Source organism: Marinobacter sp. ANT_B65, assembly GCF_002407605.1.
Classification (GTDB): Bacteria; Pseudomonadota; Gammaproteobacteria; order Pseudomonadales; family Oleiphilaceae; genus Marinobacter.
Window position 1 is genome coordinate 1,819,347 of sequence record NZ_NXGV01000001.1, and the last position, 24,927, is coordinate 1,844,273.

Genomic DNA, 24,927 nt, shown 5'->3' on the forward strand with positions numbered 1-24,927 from the left:
TTCACCGCTTTTGTTCATACCGGTGGTGAACTATGCGCGCAGTCAGCCACTCTCCATTGAAGAATTTGAGCATTTACTGGCGTTGAAGCCCACAGCCCTTCTTGAAAAGGTTGGCCTCCTCGCCAGCAAATCTCTGGTGCATTTGATTAACTGGATTAAGCTCTCCCCTCTATTAATCTGGGAGCTCGAAGATGTGGTCAAAGTGCTGGAACGGGTGAATTCACGACAGGCGCTTTACGTTCTTCTGAATAATGATATTCAACGCGGCTAATCTAAAAACTGCAACAGAACAATGGGCTCCTTGGTTTCGTTACGCAATGCAGAAAGGTAATCTTCACCAGATATACCTCTTCGTCCAAGCTCTTCTATAAGCGCCGGTTTACAAATCGCCGAATCTGTAATATCACGCAAACCAGCTATCAGATGACTCACACCCACAGTAATATTATCTGCCGTCTCTCTAGCTTTTTCACGAAGACCAATACTTCTTAAACGCTGTTTTTGTTTCAGATCAAACGGTGTTATGTCGTCAAACAAATTACGATAAGATTCAGAAATCGAAGTGGCGACATGATGTGCAGAATCGTATTCTTCAGCCACGATATACGCTTCAACCCTTGCATTGTCACTCATCAACAAGGCTCCGGCGAGCTGCGTAAATAGATATTCATCAAACGCCGGTAGTTGAAGTTGATACTCCAGCTGACCTCGCATTACAGAGCTAATCTCTGTAAGCCGGGATCCCGCAGATATAAGTTCAGACTTTGGTTTAGATTGCCTTCTTGCCAGCCCAATATGTTCCAAAACACCACGAAGAGTATAAAAATCCCTACGCAGCTGATGTTCGTAAAGTTCAACAAAGCGTTGGTCAATCCTATTTGAAACTCTTTCAATGGAGGACTGAATGCTATTGAGTTTCTTATTGACTACTGCAAAACCAACAACCGTAACAGCGACACCGGTTAATGCGACACCTAGATTGGCGTACTGCAGGACTTGCAAACCTTCAACCATCCTTTTTAACTGGCTTAACTGCGCATTAGCTGCAAGCGACGAAACAGCTTCAAGCGGTGAAAAAGGGGAAGACGCCAACGAGCTAAATATTTGCTGTCCCAGCCCAGTTTCTTGCACGTGTGCCACAATTTTACCAGTCTGGGTATTCTTTATAATCGCGCCAAATTTCGTTAAACTTCCATCGGCAATGCCCGACATTAAAATTTCGGGGATTTTGAAGGTAAACTCATTAAGCACTCTTCAATTCCTCCATGTATGCGACTGCCGCTATTCTTATTTTTTCTTGAAGACTAGTCGTTAGCGAGATTTTTGTTCCCTGAGTTGCCAATATAGCTAACCGAAGTTCGGATTCTACCGACCCCTTAAAGTCCTGAATAGCTTTCTTTCTAAGTCTTGCTAATTTCGTGCCGCCGAAAACAGCCACTGTCCCTAGAACAGCTGCTCCCCCCAACATAGCTGGCCAGCTGATCAGCGTTACACCAAGCAACCCAAGCCCCCACCCAGCAGACACTGTTGAGAATGCCTTAACCACAGGTATCCCCAATACAGCTGCACCAGCACTCCCCGAAGCAATACCCATACGTACGGCATTTTTACCTGATGTATCCGATGGAACCCAATATTCAAGATTCGAGTTGTATTCAAGAATATCCCTGTCTATCAATTTCAGGTCATTATGAGCCAGATCCATGATTTTCTGAGACGTTCTTACGACCCAGGACTCATAGATTGGTTGAATATTTTTCTCTGCGTATTTTCCAACAGAGAACGTTTCTTTAAATGAGATCTGACCGATTTGGGCATCGAGTAGCGTTAACAGAGACGAAAGCTCACGACCAAGCACAATGGGAATCTGATCCAGCCACTTGTCACGCCAATCCAGAACCTGACGACGCAAGATCGCAACCTCAACATTTTGCATCATTATCCTCGCGATACGCCGATTAAAATTCATGAGCTATACAACTGAATTCTATAAATAAATATGTAAAATGAGCGTTTTTATTAAATTTTTATTAGAAACTCATGATGCTTGATCCGCATTAAAATGCAAGGGTTTCACCCGCGCTGAAATGCATGATATCCCGTTTATTCGACGGTTCAAAAACATTTACCCACACCACTCACAACAGTCCCGACCATGATTAAGCCTATTACATCAATCGAAATTTGATAAAGAAATATATCTTATGGGCTTAAACTGAGTGTGAAAGCTAAAATATGAGCTCCACCCGACACATAGTGGCGCTTTATAATCAGTGGATAAAAACAAAATAACACGCTCAGATTCTCCTCGCGCGCTCCAACCCCGTTGTTAACGTCTCCTCAATCTCATCCCGTAACCACTGCGGGTCCAGAATGTCACAATGAATCGCCTGAGCCGTTAGCCACCAGCGAAGGTCCTGGGTATCGCCGACTGTCACGGATATTTCAAAGGTACTGTCGTCGACATCGCTGGTGATCTGATCAAAGCCCAGAGGTGATTCAATCAGGTGGTTCAATGCCGGTTTATCGCAGCGGAGCCTGAGGAATACTGGTTCATTAGATCTCAGTATGCCCATAGCGCCTGAATGGATGTAGAGATCCAAATCGAAGTCTTCCGCGCGCTCTACTGGTTGCTCAACCAGCTCTCCGGTGCTTGCCCGGTGCAATACCAGCTGGCGTATGCCTTCCCTGCCTTCAATGGTTCCAATCAAGTAAACGTTCGGGTCCCGGAAGATCAAACCGAAGGGATGAACTGTGATTTCTTCAGGCTCCGACCAGTTACGCGCCTGGTAGGTCAGTTTGCACTGGTACTCACGCAACAGAGCTTCAGTTACCGTCTCCAGAACATCTGCATCAATCGCCGGGCGACGGCCGCCTAACCCGCGGTTAATCACGCGCACACGGTTCGGCCATTGGCCCAAGGGATTACGCTCTCGCGACAAGGTCCTGTGGGCTTGATCGAAATGCGGCTGCAGATGGGACAGTGCTCTGGGAGGAAGCATTGGCGTCAGGTATGCTTTGGCTAACTCGAAGGTCAGCGCAGCCGGGAGATCCAGTGCCGGTATGATGTCCATGGTGGCCTCTCGGTCGAACGACCACTGGAAGGGCCTTGCGCTCTCATCGACCAGCAACGGGAAGTCCACACTTAGCTTTTCCAGGTCCCGCTGAATCGAACGCATGGTTACTCTAAAACCCTGCTCTTCCAGACGCTGCGCAAGCTCAGTGGATGTGATCGATTTGGGGTACCTCGGCACCATTCGGAGCATGGTGAGGTAGCGAACTGCGGTGCTGGACAAGATGAAGCTCCATATCTGCTAGGGACTACGATCATATTGCCATCAATATGTAGTCAAAACACCAGGGGTTCTTGCGAGAAATCGTTAATTCATTTAGGTAGTGATGACTAAAGTCTTGCCTTAAGCCCATCACCCCAAGCCAGCAGTAACATCGAATAGCCTGAACTCCCCGGACCGCCCTCTCATTCACAACATCGTGCACCTGATAACAATTAGAAAGCATCACTGAAATCCGGTAATCTTACTCTGTTGTATCAATGTGGCTGCAAGCCTGCCAAGAGACGCTTTACTAATGATTCGTTCCAGAACATATACACCAACCCATGCCGTTTTATTAGCGGGCGCATTCATATTGATTCTGGTGACCAGTATCTGGTCGGCACAGAGTGAATCATCCACAAGTATCCACCCGCCGACGAGTACTGGAGCGGTGGACCACTTGGCAAACCTCGTCAAACAGTCAGACTCCGAAGCGATAGAGCCCCCATCACAGTCAGGCGCTCCAAACCCGGCTCAGGCAACCCATGTTGTCCACCACAAGGTCCAGCCCGGAGACAGTCTCAGCAGCATTTTCAGCGAAGCCGGGGCCTCGCAGGCCGACCTGAACCGTATTATGAAGGCCGATGTGGAATATCTGGCGCTGGAAACCCTCAGGCCGGGGACAGAACTCGAGCTGACGTTCGATAAGCAGGGCGAATTCCAGCAACTTGCACTGGATCTGGATCCTGCCCGCTCTCTTGCCTACACCAGAGTGGATAAGGATACGTTTGAATACCAGGAAACCGTGCAAAATACACACTGGGTATCCGAAGTTCTGAAGGGCTCCATTCACGGCAGTTTTTACCAGTCAGCCCTGAACGCCGGGCTCTCCAAAACGCAGACTGCGTCGGTCCAGAAACTGCTCGAGTACCAGATCAACTTCAGGCGGGAACTGAGGGCTGGGGATACCTTTTCGGTTATCGTTGGCCATGAAAGGACCGCTACGGAAAGCACCGGAAAAACCCGCATCGAAGCTGTGTCGCTCGAAAGAGGCAACCGGACTCACACCGCATTCCTGTTCGACGACGGCAACTATTACGATCAGAACGGCAAAAGTGTCTTGCCCGCATTCAGGCGCCTGCCTACGGCCAAGTCCTTTCGGGTTAGCTCTAACTTCAACCCTAACCGGCTTCACCCCATTACCGGCCGAAGATCGCCCCACAATGGCGTTGATCTGGCCACACCTATCGGTACTCCAGTCATGAGTACTGGCGACGGCGTTGTCGAACGAGTAGGCAATCACCGCTATGCCGGCAAGTATGTCGACATTAATCACGGCAATGCCTACAAAACCCGCTACCTGCATCTGGATAAAATCTTTGTGCGAAAGGGACAGCAGGTCCGGCGCGGTGAAAAAATCGCAAACTCAGGTAATACCGGCCGCAGCACTGGTCCTCACCTGCACTTCGAACTCCACATGAACCAGAAGCCGGTAAACCCGTTGAAAGCCGACATCCCTACCTCTGCAGATGTCCCGAAAACAGCACTCAAGCAGTTCGAAAAAGTCGCCGAATACAAGCTCGCGGTGATGCGTGATGCTGCCAGCCGGTCGAACCTCATACTGGCAGGTATAGACACCCCATTCGATTAACTCCGGGCGGGAATGCGCCGGGGTTCCGGTAAAGTCGAGATTAACGGCGTAGTAGAAGTATTCACTGGCAGAGGAAATCGACATCGGAGCAGCACAATACACTGTTTATAAAGAACAAAGAGCCTTGCTGGCAAACTGCTTTACGTCTCCCAAGGTGACCCTCTCGGTTAGTTGACACCTATAAGACCGCTCCCTATTATTCGGAAATGGTAATAAGAGTTTTTCTCTGCACCCATAGTCACCAGATCCCTTGCAGCCCAAAATGACGAGCCCCTATCTACCTCAGCCAGCCGTCATGCACTTGGTGTGCGCATGCATAAAACTGCTTATTACTGAACAGGGAGATTAAACAACTAGTCAGGGATTAGACAAATGAAGAAATCAGTGCATCTGAAGTCGTTTACTACGGATGAAATCTTGCTTTCCGAGGCCGATGCCAAAGTATTTCTGAAATTTCTATGGCCATCAAAAAGTAGCAGTATTGATAGCGCCACTATAGACCTAAACCTAAGCTCGTTCGCTCAAGGGCTCCTTGTGGAGGCTATAGATGCAACATACGCTATGGGATACGTACACCAAGCATTCAACGCACTGCACTCAGCCATACTCCCGCCAACCAATGGCAACGCAGCAGTAAAACTGATAAAAAGCTTTGGCAAAAAAGCAGCCCCTCACTGGTTCAGACACGCGACAAGCGCCAACCTGGCTCAGGCGAAGATCTACGAAACTGTTCGTGTAAGCCTCGCACGGTCTTTTGGTCGCGTTCTGGACGCAAAACTGCTTGGACTGGCTATAAAAGCTCCTCCCACAGCAATTATTGAGTATGCCGGCACTCAATTTAAATCCGAGAGAGTTTGGGCATGAGCGTCCCCACCGCCCAGCACGCAAACTATAGAACAGCAATGTCGCGAGCAAGCTCATGAATAAACTTGTACGGTGCACTTCGTTATCCGCGCTAGGTTTTGCATTACTTTTTGCGGGCTTTTCCACTTATATGACACTCAACTTGCCATTCGATCAGAAAGTAGACTGCGCAACAGGTGAGCCAGGTTATGGACTTTTGGCGCCAGCGTGCCGCGCTTATATTAATTTTTTCTCAACAGGCGCAACACAAGGCGAACGTGAGCAAATGTCCTCAAACCTCCATCGATTGATGACCGCCTACACCCTGAATAGCCAAACTGAAATTGGAGAAAACGCCCTCAATCTCGCCGATCGCTTCATTGAGAGAGGAGCAGACGCTAACTTTGTTGATAAGGATGGGGCCACTCCTTTACATACAGCGGTATTACACGGCGACGAAAGACTTGTCCGCTTTTTGCTAAGCCGCGGAGCTGATGCCGACCAATCAACACATATACAATTTCTATCTGCAACGCTATCACCACTTGAGCTTGCCCAGACCATCAAACAGAAGGGAAACAGCGAACAAAAATGGGGTGAGATTATCAGACTGCTTGAAAACCAATAATCGCAGCTTCATGTCCTAAGCAGGAACCCTACGTCACATCCTCGGATTATGGAGATGATGCCAAAGTGGCATCATAGGCCGGAAACATCAATCTGAGACCCCTTCAAACATTCTCCGGCGTGCATTCTCAAGGTGCCTGCGCATGTACTTTGCCGCTTTATCCTGATCCTTGTCAGCAATAGCATTTATAACCGCCAAGTGCTCATCCTGGACGATTCTCAAGCGGCTCTCTGGCGCAAGCAAAGACAGGCCCCGTGTTATATTCATACCTTCCTTTATGCTTTTATGGAGCGACTTGAGTACAGTGGCGTAATAGTGGTTGCTCGATGCCTCGGTTATCGCCAGATGAAGCTCGAAATCTTCGTTCGTTGCCAGGTCATATTTACTATTTGCCTGGTTAATTGCTTCATATTTTTCCCATATACGTTTCAGCTGCTCATCTGTACGCCTGATTGCTGCCAGGGAGGCTGCACCAGACTCAACGTTGGTACGAAACTCAAAGCATCGCTGTATGTCTGCAATGCTGGCAATGCGTGCGAACTCTAACACTGCGCTGTCGGGACGATTAATTACGAAGCTCCCCGACCCTCGACGAGAGGTAACAAGATTATCTTCACGCAAGCGTGCAAGTGCTTCCCTGAGCACCGGGCGTGAAACGTTATAGGCTGCGCACAAGTCGGCTTCTGTCGGTAACTTCTGATTGACCGGATACTCACCATCTATAATGGAAGACAAAATCTTCTCATACACAACTGATGACAAAGAATGCTTTTCAGTTTTAACTTTCATTCGCTATGAGCCTTAATTGCACACTCTGTGATCCCTGAATGCACTTTTGAAAAGACGCTAAAAATGACCGTACTCCAATGGCTGAAAATACTTGCCTCAAGCCTGGGAGTCCGCCGCACAGATGTTTCCGCGCTTGGCGGCGTTAGATTCGCAAGGAGGCCGTGAGAGCTGTTTGCCAGGTATTTTGGTATAGGCGAGCATGACGATTCCACTGACCACAATCAACCCTCCTGCAATCTGGATTCCACCCAAAACCTGATCAAGAATCAGCCAGCCGAATATCAGCCCGGCCACAGGTTCGACATTCATTACCGGTGCGTTGCGAGCGATGTCCAGCCGCGTAACGAGCGTGAATAATACTGAGAAAGCCGCCCCATACAAAATGGCCAGGCTGACTAGAGCAACCCAGCCCGCTGAAGCGGTAGGCAGACTCATCCCATTTGGAATCAGCCCGGAAGATCCCACAACCGCAGTCGAGATGAACACCACCATAATAGTGAGCAAACTGCGCACCAACCCGGGCATACTCCCCAACCGGTGATCTGTGATCCATAGAGCACAGGCAAATACTGCCGCCGCAGTAATGCCAAATAGCAAACCTTCAATAAATTTGATGTCTATTTCACCGGAATCAGAGAGGCGAGATGGCAAATCCAGTGCCAGCGCCAACCCAAACAAAATGAATAGCATCAGCAGGCTGGCTGCACCCGATGGGCGCGCGCCACCCAATGCCCATGTCAGCAACGCGAGCATAATAGGCGCGAGATTAACGACCAACAGTGCCAATGCAATGGGGATACGTGCAACCGCGGAATAGATGCAAAAGCTCTGGATGGCGATAAGTAAACCCATTAACAACTGCCAACCCCAGGCTTGCGGCTGGAATCTCAGAGATTCACGGCGCCAGATTACCAAACAGAATAAGGCTACCATAGCCACCCCTGAACGGAAGAGTATGGCTACCAACAAGCCAGCGTCATGGTCGAATGCAATGCGAGCGGCTACATGATTGCCTGCGAAAGAACAGGCCAGTATTACGAGAACCAGGACCGCAACGTGGCGGGGTAATTGAGCAGACGACATCATGACAGCAGCTTCCACTTCGGATAGATTTACTTATCAACAGCAACACGACCTATGCTCGATTTTACTATACGGCAGGCCATCCATTCAGGCGACCTGCCGCACAGATAAATACCGAACCAGCCCGTGGATAACGTCTGCTTCAACGACTTTCCATATAGCGTCTGTATTCCGCTTGAGCGTCTTCGTTGGGCGGATACAGGCCAATGACAGGGGTACCTGAACGAACTTTTTCAAGAACATAGTCTTCAAAAGCTTCCATTTTGACTGCCTCTTCAGCAACCTCATCAGCCAGTTCCTGCGGAATGACGATGATTCCGTCATTATCGCCGACTAGTACGTCGCCAGGGAAAACAGCTACCCCACCGCAACCAATTGGTACTTGAATATCAACTCCGTGGTGCTTGGTAAGATTGGTTGGCGCGCTCGGCTTGGCGCAAAAAACCGGCATAGTCATGGTGGCAGCATCCTCCGAATCACGGATACCAGCATCCGAGACAAAGCCTGCGCAGTTACGGTAATCCAGGCGGTTCAGCAAAATACTTCCTGCGCTTGCAGCGGAGGCATCCTGACGGCAATCAGACACTAGCACCATGCCTTCTGGAACGGTTTCTACAGCCAGGCGCTGGGGATGCTCCGGATCCCTGAAGGCAGCGACTGTATCAATGTCCTCCCGTGCAGGAATGTAACGGAGGGTAAAGGCCTGGCCGACCATTTTTACCGGCCCTTTATTGATTTTGCTAACGCCCTGAATGTATGTGTTGCGCAGGCCACGCTTGAACAGAATCGTATGCAGTGATGCGGTAGATGCACGCATCAGGCCTTCTTTTGTGGCGCTGGACAGAGTCTTCTTGGGAGTGTACTGAGATGTGCTCATGTTATTTTCTCTTTCCGATAGTAGTTGGTATTGCCTGGCAAGCAATAGGTGTCCAAAACAGATTTTACATGTAAAAGGCAGCACGCCTGCTGGCTCAGCTTCAAGGCGTGCCTTGTCTGAAAATTGAATAACCTTACTCTCGAGTGCCATTGACCAGGCGCGAGACTCCCAGTGGATTACCGTCTCTGAGCGCATCGGGTAACAGCGTTTGCGGTATACCCTGATAGCAAACCGGACGAAGGAATCTGTGAATGGCCGCGGTGCCGACCGACGTGCTCCTGCCATCAGAGCTGGCAGGCCAGGGACCACCGTGAACCATGGCATCGCATACTTCGACACCGGTGGGCCACGCATTAGCAAGAATTCTTCCGGCTTTACGTTCGAGGGTGGGCAGCAACCCCTCGACCGCTGCGTAGTCGGCATCGAGCATATGCACTGTGGCAGTAAGCTGACCTTCCAGGTGTTCCAGCACTTTTTTTAGATCGGCCATATTCTCGCACTCAATAATCAGTGCGCAGGAGCCAAACACTTCAGCATGCAATCGTTCATCACTGATAAAATCTTCCGCATTAACCGCAAACAGCGTTGTATGGCACAGGTTTTTTGAATCACCAACAAGGTTGCTGGCAGCAATCTCTTGAACCTTGCCCGTCTCACGCAACTGCAAAAGCCCGCTGCTATAAGCTGAGTGGATACCCGGTGTCAGCATGGTTTGCGGCGCACTTTTACGTACATCTTCCGCTGCCGCCATCTTGAAGCGATCCAGAGCCGCACTTTTTATAGAAAGGATCAACCCCGGATTTGTGCAGAACTGCCCTGCCCCCATGTTGAGTGAGGCTATAAAGTCTTTCCCCAAAGCTTCGGCGCGCGCTTCCAGTGCGGCAGGCATCAGCACCACAGGGTTTATACTGCTCATCTCAGCGTAAACAGGTATTGGTTGTGGGCGATTGTTTGCTGCCTGCATCAGGGCGGTTCCACCACTGCGTGAGCCGGTGAATCCAACAGCTTGAATGCGTGGGTCAGTAACCAGCGCCTGCCCCAACTCATTACCGGCACCATAAAGTAATGAAAACACACCGGATGGAAGTTCACAGGTAGCTATAGCTTTTTGTACGGCGCGCCCTACCAGTTCGGAGGTCCCTGGGTGAGCAGAATGCGCTTTGACTATGACCGGGCAGCCTGCTGCCAGTGCTGATGCTGTATCGCCACCGGCAACTGAAAAAGCCAGAGGAAAGTTACTGGCGCCGAATACGGCTACCGGGCCAAGAGCGATGCGCCGCTGACGCAAATCGCTACGGGGCAGCGGGCTGCGCTCCGGCAATTCAGGGTCAATGCGGACATCGAGCCACTCTCCCGCGCGAACGACTTTCGAAAAAAGCCGCAACTGACCACAGGTCCGACCGCGCTCACCTTCCAGCCTGGCACGAGGCAGGCCAGTTTCCAGCATAGCCCGCTCAATCAGTTCATCCCCGATTGCTTCAATTTGAGCGGCGATTTCCTCCAGAAAATCCGCTCTGGCAGTCAGTGTTGTCTCACGATATTTATCAAACACCGTCCATGCCAGCTGACATGCACGATCAACCTCTTCTATGCCGCAGCCGCCGTAGCCAGGTTCAATACGTTCTCCTGTAGCCGGATTAATTGCATAGATCGGCTTACCTCTTGCCGCAAACGATTCTTGACCAATAAGCTGGTGTCCATTGAGCTGCATAAAAATAACCTGACAATAAAAATGAAAAGTACGCCCCAATACATTCACGGGGACGATTTAACGTGCCAACTTTCTATCGAATGCACGCCATTACGGACACATCTGCCCGCCGTTTACATCGATCACCTGGCCGGTGATGTAGCCGCTAGCCTGATGCGAAGCCAGGAACAGATAGGCAGGCGCACACTCCTCTGATGTACCAAAACGCCCCATAGGTATCGAATTGCGTATTTTTTCTTTCAGCTCAGGACTTTTGTCATCATGGAATGCGGTATCAATTGTGCCGGGCGCCACAACGTTGAAGCGGATATTGCTAGTGGTGAGCTCCTTCACCCAGGTGCGATGCAAGTTATGGATAACGGCTTTAGAGCCCCCATAGAGGCTCGCGCCAGGACCTCCACCTTCCCGACCTGCAATCGAGCCTGTACTAATAACGGCAGCCGTAGTACCACTCCTGGCGGCAGATTCTTTGAGATGAGGAATCGCATACTTGGTAGTCATGACAACCGAACGAATATTCAGATCGAAAACCAGGTCATACGCCGCGTCATCCAGGCTTTCAAGGCCGGCACGTATACCCAGGCCACCGGCGTTGTTAACCAACACATCCAGCCCGCCGAACTTCTCAACAAACTCATTAATTAGTGCTGCACACTCTTCGCTCTTACTGAGGTCGTGCTGAAAAAAAGCGAAATCAGCACCCAGGCTTTCCGCTTGAGCGATTGCCTCCTCTGCAGCGGCATCCATGACGTGGCTGTTGATCCCCACTACAGCTCCCTGCCTGGCAAACTCCAACGCCGCAGCAAGGCCGATTCCCTTGGTTGAACCAGTCACCAGAACTTTTTTATTTTTCAGATCATTAAACATGTCAGTTCCTTGAGTCTTTTGAATAAGCTTCACATGGCGCAATCACCGCGAGCGATAGCCCACCGCAACTGCCAGACATCCACAATATAGACGAGGGATAAACAGTAATCAAACAAATTATTACAACTTCAGATTCCGATGAAATTACACCCAGCACTCAAAAAAACTTACTGTTCCCTCACAACCAGGTACAGACGAAACCCTCATGCAATATATATTTTTTTCTTACTAATCAGTAAGTTAAAAATAACCAATAAGATTGGATCATGTTGAGTTGAGCATTAGTTCCGGTCAACCCCGACCGACAGAAGATCTTTTAAATTACCGAAAATCGTCATGGAAATGATGAGAAAAAATACTTGTTGTAAATACTTGCAAATTTTTTTTGCCACGACGATACTCCGTCAAGCGAACAGACTCCCGAGAGAGACCGCTCGCAATTCAGCTTTATATGGGCAAGGCTGCACACCACATTTTTTTGGTTCTGCACGCACCCCGCTACAAACAAAACCATCCAAAAATAATGAGGTTTTCAATGAGCACACTATCCAAACTTCTATGCGCCACGGTAATTACTATTGCTGCAAGCACCGCATACGGCGCCTCCAATTACCCGGTCAAACCTATTACGTTAATTGTGCCCTGGTCTGCCGGAGGTGGGTCAGACGCCGTAGGCCGACAGCTGGCAATGGGGCTTCAGGAAGAGCTGGGGCAGCCTGTAAATGTTGTGAACAAAACTGGCGGAGCAGGCGTGATTGGTCACATGACAATGAAGATGGCCAGACCAGACGGCTACACCCTGGGGCTTGGAACCGCCGAAATCGCAACCTACAAGCACATCGGTACCGCTGATATCTCGTACACGGACTTCACCCCGATTTCGCTACTCAATGTTGATTACGCCACATTTACTGTTAATGCTGAGTCACCCTGGAAGAACCTCAGTGATGCATTGAGCGACCTGAAAAACAAACCAAATACCTTTACCGTTTCAGGCTCGGCTCCCGGCGCCGCCTACCACCTGTCATTTGCCGGCTTTATCGACCAGCAGGGCATAGACCCTCAGACCATCAATCTGGTTCCCAGCGAAGGCGCGGCCCCTGGTTTGCAGGAGCTCGCAGCTAATGGCGTGCATATTGTTTTCAATTCACTCCCGGAAACCGAGCCTATGAACAGGTCCGGCCGCACTCGCACACTGGCGGTGCTATCGAACGACCGCCTGAAAAGATTTCCCGATGTCCCCTCTGCCAAAGAAGTGACTGGCGACGAGTGGACCCAGGGCTCATGGCGCGGCTTGGTTGGCCCGGCCGATATGCCGGAAGATGTCACGAAGCGCTTGGCAGCAGCAGCAAAAAAGGTATTTAACTCTGAGTCATTTCAATCCTTTATGAAGGATCGTGGATTCGGTCCGGTATGGGCTGACGCTGCAGGGTTTGAGGCCTACATGAAAGAGCAGGACGAAAAGAATGCAGTAACGATCGACAAGCTTGGCCTGGCCAACTAAGCCGACACCACCCAGAGGGCAGCCATATGCGCAGTAATGACAAGATCACAGGGCTGGTGACAGTGACATTCGGGGTTTTGGTGATAACCAACTCCAGGGGGTTGGCCAACCTACCGCAACAGGACTACGGAGCAGGAACTTTCCCTGTAGTTATTGGCGGGCTATTAATAGCCTTTGGCGGGCTATTGACTGTGCGGGGGTTCAGCAGCGACGCGCCCCTGATGGTATGGGTCAACGAAGTCCCTATCAAGCGCTTTTACCTAACCCTGCTAGGAATTGTTTCAGCAATTGTTACGTATATATTGCTGGTTCCAACCCTTGGCTTCCCTGTCGTCTCGACTTTACTGCTGAGCCTGCTGCTATACGGCTTTTATCGTCAAAGCTGGACGCTGGCCGTGTGCACAGCAGCAGCCTCAACAGCTGTCATCTGGGCTGTTTTCGGTCGCCTTCTCCAGGTGCCGCTCGAACTGGGTATTCTGGAAAAGGTGGTCTACTGATGGATAGTTTTCTGACAGCAGCTTCACTCGTATTCACATGGAATGTGATGCTGATTATCCTGGCAGCATCAGTCTTTGGGCTATTCATGGGTGCAATCCCGGGCCTCACCGCCACTATGGCAACAGCACTTTTGGTTCCGGTCACTTTTTTTATGGAGCCTCTACCTGCAATTGCTGCGATCGTTTCAGCCACAGCGATGGCTATAGTGGCGGGAGATCTGCCGGGCGCACTGCTTCGCATGCCTGGCACACCCGCATCTGCAGTTTACACCGACGAAGCATACCTTATGGGCAAACAAGGCAAGATTGGTGTTGCACTAGGCCTCAACATCGTTTGCTCCATGATTGGCGGCATCATTGGCGTGGTATGTCTGGCTATGCTTGCTCCCCTTATCGCTGATTTTGCGATCAAATTCACAAGCGATGAGTATTTCTGGCTCGCGCTACTGGGACTTTCATGTGCCATTCTGGTTTCGGGAGGAGACCGGCTAAAAGGCGCGATATCAATGCTTGTTGGCCTGGCTATCTCTATGGTTGGCATGGACAGCGTCTCAGGACAGGCACGGTTCACGCTGGGCAACTATGAACTACTCGCAGGCATCTCTATTTTGCCAGTACTGATCGGCCTGTTTGCTATTTCGGAGCTCATCCGAAGGATGCCAGAAAGCAAGAAACCCCATCTGCAAGTACAGACTCGCGTCAAAAGACCTTTTGCAGGTATTGGATCATTACTCTGGAAATATAAGTTTGGTGTGGCACGAAGCGGAGTGCTGGGAACCCTGATAGGCGCCCTGCCCGGGGCAGGCGCAGACATCGCCTCATGGGTCAGTTACGCCATAGCACGAAAGTTTTCGCGTACGCCTGAAAAATTTGGTACCGGGCACCCTGAAGGGCTGGTATCCGCAAGTTCCGCCAACAACGCATCACTATCCGGCGCCTACATCCCTGCATTGGTTTTTGGCATTCCGGGTGACGCCATTACAGCAATCATCATTGGCGTTTTAATGACGAAAGGCATTACCCCAGGGCCTGATGTTTTTGTTAGCGAAGCTCCACTGGTTAATGCGATCCTTCTCGTTTTTATTCTTGCCAATTTACTGCTGTTACCTCTTGGCTTTTTAGCCATTAAAGGAGCACGGCACATACTCTCAATTCCATCGGGAGTGCTCTTCCCTCTGATCCTAATATTCTGCATGGTAGGTGCTTTTGCGGCCAATAATTCCATGTTCGACATCTGGATTATGCTGGCTTTCGGATTACTAGGCTTTGTAATGGCGGAAAATGACTTTCCGGTTGGCCCCTTGATACTTGCAGTGATTCTTGGGCCAATCATCGAAAGCAACTTCATGCGCTCGATAATCAAGGCCAACGGGGACTTGACTGCATTTGTTGATCGGCCCATAGCCATAACGCTAGCCGTTGCAGCCGCCCTGATCTGGGGACTGATTGCAGCCAATGGCATTGCCTCTGGCCGAACCAAAAACAGGTTATCGCTCAATCAATAAGCCCCCTTTAACGTAACGACCAGGCTTACTCCAAACCACATCAGGTTTCGTGTAAGCCGGAGATAGGCGGCCTGAACAATTGAGGTTCAGGTCATTCCCTGCGCTGGATCGAGCACAGTAAAGGGAAAACCATGGGGAGGGGGCACTTCGGGTTCTGAAAGACTGAATATTCAACCAACACAGAAAATTCTGCGCTGCTGATCTGACAAGAAAATAATGGAGGCGCGGGTCGGAATCGAACCGGCGTACACGGAGTTGCAGTCCGCTGCATAACCACTCTGCCACCGCGCCGGAAAAGATCGAAGGGATCGAATCTTTGTGCTCTCAGGTGGACATTGAGAGACTTGAAGAAATTGGAGCGGGAAACGAGATTCGAACTCGCGACCCCAACCTTGGCAAGGTTGTGCTCTACCAACTGAGCTATTCCCGCTTCAAGCTACCGGAGCAATGCCCCGACAACGGATGCGTATTCTACGGATTAGGTTTCTTTCGTCAATACTTTTTTTAAGTTTTTGTTTTGGTGGGAATTGTTGATCAAATATTGTACGCCCCACGGACCTTCAGCGAAGTCATAGCTAGCATATATCACCGTGATATAACGATATTCCTTGATGGAATTTTATGCAAAATATATATTCCTGCTTTGAGATAAGCGCTTTTTCCGACAAACACTGGGATATCTTACGATGAAAAATGTACACGATATGGTCGAAGCCGCCAAAGCCCAAATCCGCGAAATACCTCTGGAGAAGTCCGAGGACGCCATTAAACAGGCAGATCTTCTGATTGATGTCCGTGAAGCGGACGAATTTCACGCCGGTCATATCCCTGGTGCCCTGAATATTCCCAGAGGCATACTTGAGTTCAAACTGACCAACGATCCTGCCCTGGAAGACAGAGGCCTGAATATAGTGATCTACTGCAAGAACAGCGGGCGCTCTGCCCTCTCAGCCAAAGCCATGAAGGAGATGGGCTACATGCACGTACAGTCCATTGCCGGAGGAATAGAGGCATGGCAGGAGGCAAACAAGCCAGTGATTACACCTGAACTGCCAGACTTCGGCTGAAGCCCGCCCTCAAGCGGGCGGCCACCTGACTGCCTGTTTTCAACCGGCGGTACTCTGTAATTTCAGGGCAGCTAGATCCCGGGGCTCTACGCCCAGGTCCCGCCATTTTTCGGGATGGCAGGTCAGCAGCAGGATCTGATGCCGGGTGGCCGCATCAAACAGGATGCGCTTCATTGAATCCAGGCGCTCGGCATCGCTGTGTACCAGAGTGTCATCCAGGATGATCAGCGTTGGCCGGCCAGCTTCCTGCAGCAGGTCGGCGTAGGCCAGCCGGCTTATCAGGCCCATTTGTTCCCGGGCGCCAAAGCTCAGTTCTGCCATCTGGCCCAGTTCACTGCCACGACTGAATTTTCCGGGCATCAGGTTTTCATCAACCTCCAGATTGGCTTCCGGAAACAATACGCTCAGGTAGTGATCCAGATGTTTCTGCAACGGCGCCTGTAGTCGGCGGGTCAGCGCCTGTCGCTTTTCCTTGAGCAGATTCAGGAGCAGATCCAGCGCCTTCGCCCTGCGGTCGAGTTCGAGGTACCTGCGGTTGACGTGTTCCAGTTCAGCCCTTTGTTCGTTGCACTGTTCTTCCAGCCCCTCGGCACCCCAGGCTTCTAGCTTTGCCCGGATCTCACTTAATTCGAGAGCACGGTTTTGCTGGGCTTTTTCCTGGTGCTCAGCGGTGGCGCGGTATCGCTCTATGTCCTGCCTTATAAGCTCGGGGCGAGCCTCTTCTATTTTTGCCTCTCGCTCTTTCAGGGAAAGCTCGAGCTCTGCCCGTTGTTTTTCAACGGCAGCAATATCCCGGTTCAGTACTTCGATCTGTTGCTGGCGTTCAGGGCTGCTCAATTCATTCTGCACCCGTTGCCACTCGCGGTGGGCAGCTTCACAGGCGTGTCGGGCCGTCAGCAATTCGGTTTCCTGGCTCCTCGCTTTCGACTCCGCTTGCGCCAGTTGTTCTTCCGCCTGCTTCAGCTCTGATTCCACCAGGCTCAAAGGCTTCGTATCTGCACCCTTATCCTCGTCAGCCCTCTCTGTAACAGCCAAAGTTTCAAGTTCTGCAGTGCGGGCGAGCAGTTCCGATTCCAGATCGGCTCTCATGGCATCCAGCTGCTCCCGACCGCTGGGAGCCAGGGAGTTCAGAAGCTCGTCATATCGCTGGATCTGTACCTCTGCATCCTGAAGTCGCCCGTGTCTGGCCTCTGCCGCCTCAAGGGACCCGACAGCGAGAGCGGCCAGCTGCTGGGACAGGGATTGCTTCAGCCGTTGGAGCTTCCGCTGAAGGCTTGCCAGATCATCGCCGCCGGGCTGGATACCGAGATTGCCCATCCCCGGAATATCAAGAACTCCGGGCTCCAGGAGAAGTTTGTCTCCCTGCCCTTCAATCCTCTCTCCATCCAGCTCCAGGCTGTGGCCGGCATCCAGATTCCAGGTAACACGGGTGGCCGCGGTCTGAATGCGGATATTCAGATCATCCAGTTCACGCTGGTCCTGCCTGAGCTGACGTAACGCATGGGGATCAATGTGATTCTGCTGTTTCTGTTTGCGGGCTGCACTCAGGGATTCCTGAATATTCCTGGCCTTCTCCTGGCTCTGTATAAGCTTGGCCAGTTCTGCATTCAGTCTTGCGCAGTCTTTCTGTAGCTGTACCCGTTTGTCCCTGAGACGTGCCCGCTGCAAGGCTTCTTCGGCGAAGCGATACTGAGTGCGGGCACTTGCAACGGATTTCTCGAGATCAGGGCTGGCGAGTTCTTGTTGCTCAAGCTGTTTTCTGGCGCTCTCATAGCTTTTGTGGCGCTGGTCGAGCTGTTCGCTCTGACTCTGCCAGTGAGCCTGGTTCTGCTGCAGCAGGGAGAGGTTTTGCTGCAGCTGTTTCAGGGAATCTTTCCCCCGGTTTTGCTGTTCCTGCAGTGCTTCAATTTCCTGAAACCTGGCTTCCGCATGTTTCATGCTGGCCCGGGCTACTTCCCAGGGGCGCTCACGATTTGCTTGCTCGTATTCAGTGGCCAGAGTACCAAGGCGGTCTACCTGAACCTGATATTGTGTAACCCGGGCCTGCAGGTCGGAGACTTGCTGCTTTAGCGTTTCCCGCTCGTTAGCCAGGGCCAGATAGTCTCCCCGTGGTTTCCCGGTAGCTGTCAGCAGCTCCTGACGCTGTTGCTCCACGGCTTGAATAACCTCATCACCGCCGCTGCTGGCAACTTCACCTACAAGGTTGTTCAGCGCAGATTTCAGGTGTCCGCCAGCGTGCAGAACAGACTTTTCAATGTCTTGACCTGTACCCTGCTCTACCCATAACAAGCCCGGAATTCCCCAGTGCTCTTCTTTGCTCGCACCCTTTTTAGGGAATTGATAACCCAGCAGCTCGGCAAGCTTTTCCTCAGCCTCTTCACCACTGAACGACGTGCCGTCTATCAGCAGATCACAGCGGTGCCGTTTGAGGAAGCGCTTGTCCAGTTGCCAGCGCTGCCCCTTGTGCTCGAATACGATTTCAACTGTAGGTGCAGCTGAGGAATCCCCCCAGGGCGCCAGGTCTTCAGCAGATTTTGACCGGTAGCGCTCAAAAAAGGCGGCGCGGATTGCACGCACCAGGGTGCTTTTGCCGGATTCGTTGGGGCCATGTATCAGGTTGATACCGGGCTGAAGGTTATCCAGCTCAAGGCCTTGCCGGAACTGGCGAAACTGCTCAACCCGTATGCGCTGAAGTTTCACTGGGCCACCTCCGCGTCCATGGGCTTAAGCAGGCCTGCCAGAATGGCGAGAGCATCACGAGCCGCCCCGGCTGCATCGGTGTTATCCGCCGATTGCTGGCTCTCCCGTAATTCCCGAACCACGTCGCCGAGATAACCGTCGGCATGCAACGCGGCGATGTCGTCGTCCGTCGGTTCAAGCTGCAGCCCGGTGCGGTCACAGGTAACGCTGCGATAGCGGGCCTCGGCAATGGAAAGCGCATCAGTCAGCTGCTGATCGCCGGCCAAAGTAAGAGTGCCATTAAGCTTGAGGTCCAGAACGGACGCTTCAGGCAGATGCTTCAACCGGTCCAGTAACTGATCCAGATCAGAAGGCACAGATAAGGTTTCCCGCCACTGATGCCACTGATAGCGCGCGGTTTCGTACCGCGTAACCTTCGGGGTGGAACCCGCCTCTTCGATATCAACAATCAGGACGTATCCAGCGTCGTTATTCCGGAAGCGTTCTGGTTCCGGCGTACCGCTGTACCAGGTGCGTTCGTTGATTTCCCGCACGCCGTGCCAGTCGCCCAGAGCCAGGTAATCCAGCCTTGCAGATTCTGTTCTCCCGGGGGCAATGGGGTTGGTTGAATCAATATCCTCGGGCAGCACGCCTTGTACGCTGCCGTGGGCCAGCCCGACACGCAACATAGACGGAGGAGTTTCCATACCGTCGAACGGCTGTGTCAGGTCACCATAGGTATGGCGCTGCGTCAGGGGCGCGGACAGCACCGCAATGCCCTGCTCCTGCAACCGGGTAACACCGGATTCAAGCGCTAGTTGGACGTTATCCGGAACGGCACCAATCCTCTTTGCCCGGGTCCATACACTCTCTGCAAGCGCCGCATCGTGATTGCCGGGGAGCATCACCCAGGGCCCGGCGAAACCTCGGGTGGCATTGAAAACACGGCGAATGGTGCGATCGGAGACCGTCTGGGCATCAAAAACATCACCGGCCACCAGCACAGCATCACACTGATGTTTTGTCGCTAACGCGGCCAGCCGTTCGATCGCCTCGTAACGTGCCTCCACGAGTGCAGCACCATCTTCGGCATCAAACCGGCTATATGTGCGGCCCATTTGCCAGTCAGCTGTGTGTAAAAATCTTGGCACCAGTTTTCTCCTCGCTTTCAGTCTGGTGGCGGCCCACCACGCTCGTCGCACAATACAGGCTTCCGCAGCGGCCATAAAGAACTGCCAATGTGAGCATGGTACACTCAACGCAACTCAACGGGGTGCCGGGCAAATGCCGGGCTGAGACCATACCCGCGGAACCTGATCCGGATTATGCCGGCGAAGGGATTGAGCACTCACCGGCCTCGGTGGGGCCCGCGGCATGGTTAACCCCCAATGATTTTTCTGGTTTGTTGCGGAGGTTATATCACTATGCTCATCCGGGCATTTACGCTGCTCCTGCTCGCCCTGGCCTCTGTTTCTGCCAGTGCCGGGAAAGTACCAACTCTTACAATTTATACCCACCCTTCGTTTGCCGCTGAATGGGGCCCCGGGCCTGCCGTTAAAGAAGCTTTTGAGAAGACCTGCAACTGCCGGATTAACTATGTGGTTCTGGACAGCGGCGGTGACATTCTTCAGCGTTTGCGCCTTGAAGGGGAAAGCACCCAGGCAGACCTGGTGCTGGGGCTGGACACAGGCACCATGGAAACAACGAGACAGACAGGTTTACTCGCCAGCCACAAAACCGATCTGTCAGCCCTGAACCTACCCATCGACTGGCAGGACTCAGTGTTTGTGCCATACGACTGGGGCTACTTCGCTTTTGTTTATGATACCGAACAGTTACCCAACCCACCTGAGAGCCTGGAAGCTCTTATCGCAGCACCTGATGATCTGAAGATCATTATCCAGGATCCCAGAACCAGCACACCCGGGCTTGGGCTCTTGCTGTGGATGCGCCACGTTTATGGCGATCAGGCTGCGGAAAAGTGGCAGCAACTCAAAGGTAAAATCCTCACCACCACCAAAAGCTGGAGTGACGGCTATTTCTCGCTGTTCATGAACGGTGAAGCGCCGATGATTCTCTCCTACAGCACGTCTCCTGCCTACCACATGGCTGTTGATAAAACCGAGCGCTATCAGGCCGCTGAATTCAGGGAAGGTCACTATCTGCAGGTTGAAGTAGCTGCCCTGGTACAGTCATCCCAGCAAAAAGAACTGGGCCAGGAATTCCTCGACTTCATGCTCAGTGCCGGTTTCCAGCGTCATATTCCTCTCAAGAACGTGATGTACCCGGCTACGGATCTGGGTAGCGAATTGCCGGATGTGTTCGAAAAACTGATTCACCCTTCAGCACCACTCTATTTCGACCCGAAAACCGTAACAGACAACCGGCGTGAGTGGCTCAATGAGTGGCTGGATGCCATGACCCGTTAATAAATGGGCACGGAAAATTCAATGAATTACCAACCCTGCTCTCGATGGGCGGCGCTCCCCCATAGGGCACCGTTCAGCCGTCCCGGCTGGCGGCTCTGGCCAGGGCTGATCATTGCCTGCGCACTGGTATTGCTGGCAACAGCTGGCCTGGGCTCGCTCATCCTGGAAGCCTCTTTACCAGATCTGAGTGAACTCTGGCGCAACCGCTACCTGCGTACAGTGGTTACCTTTACCCTGTGGCAGGCGTTTCTATCCACGGCTATCAGCCTGCTTGTGGCTGTTCCCCTGGCCAGAATCCTGGCCAGACAACCTGTTTTCCCCGGGCGCTCTGTTTTGCTCCGTCTGATGGAGCTGAGCCTTGTGCTTCCGTCCATCGTAGCTGTCTCTGGTCTGGTCAGCGTTTATGGCCGCCAGGGGTGGTTTACAGACCTGGTCAACGACTGGCTGGGTATGTCCTGGAACCTTTACGGTATCAACGGAATTGTTCTGGCCCACGTATTTTTCAACGCGCCCCTTGCCACACGTATTCTTTTACAGGCCATTGAGAGCGCACCGGCACCGCAACGGCGGATTGCAGCCCAGCTCGGGCTTGGGCGCTGGCTGTACTGGCGGGCGGTGGAATGGCCTGCGGTCAAACCCGTCACGCCGGGCCTCGCGGCCCTGGTGTTCACTCTGTGCTTTACCAGTTTTGCCATTGTGATGACTTTAGGTGGAGGTCCTGCAGCCACAACCATTGAGGTTGCCATCTACCAGTCTTTGCGCTTCGAATTTGATGCCGGACAGGCCGCTCTTCTTGCCATGGTTCAACTGGTCATTTGTGGGCTGCTCTGGTGGCTGGCAGCCCGCCACGGGCTCACCTCATCGCTGCTCCCGGACAGACAGGTTGCCTCACACCGGAGCAAAGCAGGCAGTTCTGTGTGGGCGCGCCTGGGAGACGGAGCCATCCTCAGTGTATTTGTGCTGTTTCTGACAATGCCACTGATCGCCATTTTACTCAGGGGGTTGCCCGGGCTGGATTTAACCCCTGCGTTACTTGATGCCACCCAGAGAAGCCTGGCCATTGCTTTGCCGGCAGGACTGATGTCCGTGATTGCCGCTCTGTTGATTCTGGCTTGCGCAGGCACAGCCTCCAGGCCTGTGGTCATCCGGCTTACCAATGTCGCGGCCTGCCTGCCATTAATGATTCCACCACTGGTGTTAGGTACAGGGCTGTTTTTGCTGTTCCGGCCCAGCCTGGGGAGCTCAAACGAAGGGCTTGTAATGGTTACACTGATCAACGGGATGATGGCGCTTCCCTTTGTCCTGCAGATGCTCAGTGGGCCAATGGGTAGTCTGGATTCAGCCAGCCGGATGCAGGCCGATCAGATGGGTGTTCTGGGCTGGTATCGCTGGCGCTGGCTGCACTGGCCGCGAATGCGCAGGCCGCTTGCACTCGCCATGGCTTACGGCACAGGTTTGTCATTGGGTGATTTTGGTGTAATCGCCCTGTTCGGCAGCCCGGGCCAGCCTACCCTGCCGGTTCTGCTGTACCAGCAACTGGGCAGCTACCGGATTGATGCAGCTGCTGGGACCGGGTTATGGCTTGTACTCCTGTTGCTCTTGCTGTTCAGCCTGTTTAACCGTCTGGGTTCTCCCCTGTTCAGGGCCGGTCTGAAAAACAACACATCCCGTATTTTACCGGAGCCTGAACATGCTTGAGGTAACAAACCTGGTTTTCGCCTATCCGGACCAGGTGAATCCCTGGAACTTTAATTTCAGTGCAAGCCCCGGTACCTGCACAGCCATCCATGGGGCCAGCGGATCCGGAAAATCAACACTTATGAATCTTCTGGCAGGCTTCCTTGAGCCTCAGACAGGCGACATTCTGTGGCAGAACAAAAGCCTTCGCCACCTGCCTCCCTGGGAACGGCCGATGACCAGCGTGTTCCAGGAACACAATCTGTTTGAACACCTTAGCGTTGAAGCCAACATTGGTCTGGGCATTCACCCGGGGCTGAAACTATCGCCGGAGAATCAGCAGGCCATAGAGCGGAGCCTGCAACGCGTCGGGCTTGAACACATCGGCAAACGCTTACCCGGAGACCTCTCTGGCGGCCAGAGGCAACGTGTTGCCCTGCTGCGTGCAATCCTGCGCCCACAGCCCATAATGCTTCTGGACGAGCCGCTTACAGGCCTGGACAGCGAGGCCCGGGATCTTCTCAGGCAACTTCTGCTGGAACAAAAAGCCCGGGGAGCTGTCATCGTGCTGGCCAGCCATGATGAGGAAGACCGCCGGATACTGGCGGATAATGTCTGTAGTCTTTAAGCTGTTATGCTAATTAAATAAACCAACCCTTGGGATTCTGACACCCGTGCCTATACGTGCCAGTTCCACTGATAATGAAGACGCAACCCGAACCCTTCGCCAGCCGGGAACGCTGAAGAGCGCCGGTAGCACACTGGCTATTCAGGGTGACTGGACGCTGGCCGATTACCAGTCCCTTAAAAAAAGCATTGAAGAGCATTCCGGTAAACGGTGGCTCCCCGAAAACATTGATCTCAAAGATCTGGGTCGGGTTGACACAGCAGGAGCCTCTCTTCTGATTGCACTGGTAGGCCCGGAAGTTCTTACCTCACTGGTACAGCAGGATAGCGCTCTGCCCCGGGAGCAAAGCACTCTTCTGCGCACTGTGGCTGATGCAATACAGAACAACCCTGCCCCCGAGCCTCAAAGCCCGTCCCCTGTCGCTCAGTTCCTGACCGAAACCGGCAAAACGGTGGAAGCCATATGGCATCTGCTGTATTTGCTGGCAGGGTTTATTGGCCAGATCCTCGCAGCACTGTTTGTTATTCTGCCCAAACCCAGCCGCTGGCGGGTAACACCCTTTGTTGCTGCCATTCAGAATATCGGGCTCAATGCCCTTCCTATTGTTGCGCTCCTCACATTCCTTGTGGGTGCTGTGGTGGCATTCCTTGGCGCCACAGTGCTGAAAGAATTCGGCGCAACGATTTATACCGTTAACCTTGTAGCCTTTTCTTTTCTGCGGGAGTTCGGCGTTCTGCTCGCCGCCATTCTTCTCGCAGGCCGCACTGCCAGTGCCTTCACTGCCCAGATCGGTGCCATGAAGGTCAATGAGGAGCTGGACGCCATCCGCACAATGGGGCTGGATCCGGTTGAACTTCTGGTGATTCCGCGGGTTCTCGCGACAATGGTCAGCCTTCCCATTCTTACGTTTGTGGGTATGCTGACAGGCCTGGTTGGCGGCGGTATGGTTTGTGCGCTTTCACTGGATATTTCCCCGGCCCAGTTCATGGCAATTGTGGAGCGGGATATAGCTCTCAAACACTTCCTCGTAGGCATTTCGAAAGCGCCCGTTTTTGCCTTCCTCATTGCCGCCATCGGGTGTCTGGAAGGGTTCAAGGTAGGCGGCAGTGCTCAATCTGTTGGTGTGCATACAACATCCAGCGTGGTGCAATCGATTTTTATCGTTATTCTTCTGGATGCCGTTGCTGCACTTTTCTTTATGGAGATGGGCTGGTAAA

22 protein-coding genes, 2 tRNA genes and 1 riboswitch are annotated in these 24,927 nt (G+C 52.4%); of the genes, 12 read left to right on the forward strand and 12 right to left on the reverse strand.

The annotated features are described in order from the left end of the window. Window positions 1-25: 25 nt before the first annotated feature. Window positions 26-271 (forward strand): hypothetical protein, encoded by a 246-nt coding sequence (locus CPA50_RS08345; protein ID WP_143750728.1) that lies wholly within the window; start codon window positions 26-28, stop codon window positions 269-271. Here the strand turns inward: CPA50_RS08345 and CPA50_RS08350 are convergent. The 3 genes from CPA50_RS08350 to CPA50_RS08360 form a co-directional block, all read right to left on the reverse strand. Beyond that, the gene (locus CPA50_RS08350) at window positions 268-1,251 is read right to left on the reverse strand and encodes a hypothetical protein (protein WP_096781939.1); all 984 of its coding nucleotides are present in this window, start codon (window positions 1,249-1,251) and stop codon (window positions 268-270) included. The two genes, CPA50_RS08345 and CPA50_RS08350, sit on opposite strands and share 4 nt — an antisense overlap. After that, on the reverse strand, window positions 1,244-1,969 hold the full coding sequence (locus CPA50_RS08355; protein ID WP_143750729.1) for a hypothetical protein: 726 nt from the start codon (window positions 1,967-1,969) through the stop codon (window positions 1,244-1,246). The genes CPA50_RS08350 and CPA50_RS08355 overlap by 8 nt, the downstream gene beginning before the upstream one ends. Before the next feature lie 328 nt (window positions 1,970-2,297). Next, entirely contained in the window at window positions 2,298-3,296 is a 999-nt protein-coding gene (locus tag CPA50_RS08360; RefSeq protein ID WP_096781941.1) for a helix-turn-helix transcriptional regulator, read from the reverse strand. A gap of 430 nt (window positions 3,297-3,726) precedes the next feature. On the opposite strand from CPA50_RS08360, the gene CPA50_RS08365 reads away from it, so the two are divergent. From CPA50_RS08365 to CPA50_RS08375, 3 genes are all read left to right on the forward strand, one after another. Next, window positions 3,727-4,926: a peptidoglycan DD-metalloendopeptidase family protein gene (locus CPA50_RS08365; RefSeq protein ID WP_264753982.1), complete on the forward strand. Its 1,200-nt coding sequence runs from the start codon at window positions 3,727-3,729 to the stop codon at window positions 4,924-4,926. 372 nt (window positions 4,927-5,298) lie between these two features. Further along, window positions 5,299-5,790, forward strand: a complete 492-nt coding sequence (locus CPA50_RS08370) for a hypothetical protein (RefSeq protein ID WP_096781943.1) — start codon at window positions 5,299-5,301, stop codon at window positions 5,788-5,790. 55 nt (window positions 5,791-5,845) lie between these two features. Beyond that, window positions 5,846-6,397, forward strand: a complete 552-nt coding sequence (locus CPA50_RS08375; RefSeq protein ID WP_096781944.1) for an ankyrin repeat domain-containing protein — start codon at window positions 5,846-5,848, stop codon at window positions 6,395-6,397. Between the two features lie 87 nt (window positions 6,398-6,484). On the opposite strand, the gene CPA50_RS08380 is transcribed toward CPA50_RS08375, so the two are convergent. The 5 genes from CPA50_RS08380 to CPA50_RS08400 form a co-directional block, all read right to left on the reverse strand. Continuing rightward, entirely contained in the window at window positions 6,485-7,186 is a 702-nt protein-coding gene (locus tag CPA50_RS08380; RefSeq protein WP_096781945.1) for a FadR/GntR family transcriptional regulator, read from the reverse strand. A gap of 96 nt (window positions 7,187-7,282) precedes the next feature. Beyond that, the gene (locus CPA50_RS08385; protein ID WP_096781946.1) at window positions 7,283-8,272 is read right to left on the reverse strand and encodes an EamA family transporter; all 990 of its coding nucleotides are present in this window, start codon (window positions 8,270-8,272) and stop codon (window positions 7,283-7,285) included. Window positions 8,273-8,411: 139 nt separating this feature from the next. Then, entirely contained in the window at window positions 8,412-9,146 is a 735-nt protein-coding gene (locus CPA50_RS08390) for a ribonuclease activity regulator RraA (protein ID WP_096781947.1), read from the reverse strand. Between the two features lie 133 nt (window positions 9,147-9,279). Further along, window positions 9,280-10,857, reverse strand: a complete 1,578-nt coding sequence (locus tag CPA50_RS08395; protein ID WP_096781948.1) for an aldehyde dehydrogenase (NADP(+)) — start codon at window positions 10,855-10,857, stop codon at window positions 9,280-9,282. A gap of 90 nt (window positions 10,858-10,947) precedes the next feature. After that, the gene (locus CPA50_RS08400; RefSeq protein ID WP_096781949.1) at window positions 10,948-11,724 is read right to left on the reverse strand and encodes an SDR family NAD(P)-dependent oxidoreductase; all 777 of its coding nucleotides are present in this window, start codon (window positions 11,722-11,724) and stop codon (window positions 10,948-10,950) included. A gap of 535 nt (window positions 11,725-12,259) precedes the next feature. Here CPA50_RS08400 and CPA50_RS08405 point away from each other — a divergent pair. Genes CPA50_RS08405 through CPA50_RS08415 form a run of 3 tightly spaced genes read left to right on the forward strand, consistent with a single transcriptional unit; the run spans window position 12,260 to window position 15,230 of the window. After that, window positions 12,260-13,228: a Bug family tripartite tricarboxylate transporter substrate binding protein gene (locus CPA50_RS08405; RefSeq protein ID WP_096781950.1), complete on the forward strand. Its 969-nt coding sequence runs from the start codon at window positions 12,260-12,262 to the stop codon at window positions 13,226-13,228. A gap of 26 nt (window positions 13,229-13,254) precedes the next feature. Further along, window positions 13,255-13,725: a tripartite tricarboxylate transporter TctB family protein gene (locus tag CPA50_RS08410; RefSeq protein WP_096781951.1), complete on the forward strand. Its 471-nt coding sequence runs from the start codon at window positions 13,255-13,257 to the stop codon at window positions 13,723-13,725. Further along, window positions 13,725-15,230, forward strand: a complete 1,506-nt coding sequence (locus CPA50_RS08415) for a tripartite tricarboxylate transporter permease (RefSeq protein WP_096781952.1) — start codon at window positions 13,725-13,727, stop codon at window positions 15,228-15,230. The genes CPA50_RS08410 and CPA50_RS08415 overlap by 1 nt, the downstream gene beginning before the upstream one ends. A 217-nt stretch (window positions 15,231-15,447) precedes the next feature. Here CPA50_RS08415 and CPA50_RS08420 read toward each other — a convergent pair. Continuing rightward, window positions 15,448-15,521 (reverse strand) — tRNA-Cys (locus CPA50_RS08420). 63 nt (window positions 15,522-15,584) lie between these two features. Then, window positions 15,585-15,660: transfer RNA gene (locus CPA50_RS08425), tRNA-Gly, on the reverse strand. Between the two features lie 256 nt (window positions 15,661-15,916). Here CPA50_RS08425 and CPA50_RS08430 point away from each other — a divergent pair. Continuing rightward, window positions 15,917-16,297: a rhodanese-like domain-containing protein gene (locus tag CPA50_RS08430; RefSeq protein ID WP_096781953.1), complete on the forward strand. Its 381-nt coding sequence runs from the start codon at window positions 15,917-15,919 to the stop codon at window positions 16,295-16,297. Window positions 16,298-16,336: 39 nt separating this feature from the next. Here the strand turns inward: CPA50_RS08430 and CPA50_RS08435 are convergent, their stop codons facing one another. Both CPA50_RS08435 and CPA50_RS08440 read right to left on the reverse strand, forming a co-directional pair. Further along, the gene (locus CPA50_RS08435) at window positions 16,337-18,997 is read right to left on the reverse strand and encodes an AAA family ATPase (protein ID WP_096781954.1); all 2,661 of its coding nucleotides are present in this window, start codon (window positions 18,995-18,997) and stop codon (window positions 16,337-16,339) included. After that, the gene (locus tag CPA50_RS08440; RefSeq protein WP_096781955.1) at window positions 18,994-20,127 is read right to left on the reverse strand and encodes a metallophosphoesterase family protein; all 1,134 of its coding nucleotides are present in this window, start codon (window positions 20,125-20,127) and stop codon (window positions 18,994-18,996) included. Before CPA50_RS08440 ends, CPA50_RS08435 begins: the two co-directional genes overlap by 4 nt. 108 nt (window positions 20,128-20,235) lie before the next feature. Further along, a riboswitch (TPP riboswitch) is annotated at window positions 20,236-20,333 on the forward strand. 67 nt (window positions 20,334-20,400) lie between these two features. Between CPA50_RS08440 and thiB the strand changes: the two genes are divergently transcribed. From thiB to CPA50_RS08460, 4 genes are read left to right on the forward strand one after another with little or no spacing between them, the layout of a single operon-like run. Next, complete coding sequence (gene thiB / locus CPA50_RS08445; protein WP_096781956.1) at window positions 20,401-21,405, forward strand: thiamine ABC transporter substrate binding subunit; 1,005 nt, start codon at window positions 20,401-20,403, stop codon at window positions 21,403-21,405. Window positions 21,406-21,426: 21 nt separating this feature from the next. Beyond that, window positions 21,427-23,103: a thiamine/thiamine pyrophosphate ABC transporter permease gene (gene thiP, locus CPA50_RS08450; protein ID WP_096781957.1), complete on the forward strand. Its 1,677-nt coding sequence runs from the start codon at window positions 21,427-21,429 to the stop codon at window positions 23,101-23,103. Beyond that, a complete protein-coding gene (locus CPA50_RS08455; RefSeq protein WP_096781958.1) occupies window positions 23,096-23,710 on the forward strand; it encodes an ATP-binding cassette domain-containing protein in 615 nt (204 codons plus the stop codon). Before thiP ends, CPA50_RS08455 begins: the two co-directional genes overlap by 8 nt. A 46-nt stretch (window positions 23,711-23,756) precedes the next feature. Next, window positions 23,757-24,926, forward strand: a complete 1,170-nt coding sequence (locus CPA50_RS08460; RefSeq protein WP_413772146.1) for an MlaE family lipid ABC transporter permease subunit — start codon at window positions 23,757-23,759, stop codon at window positions 24,924-24,926. Window position 24,927: the final 1 nt, after the last annotated feature.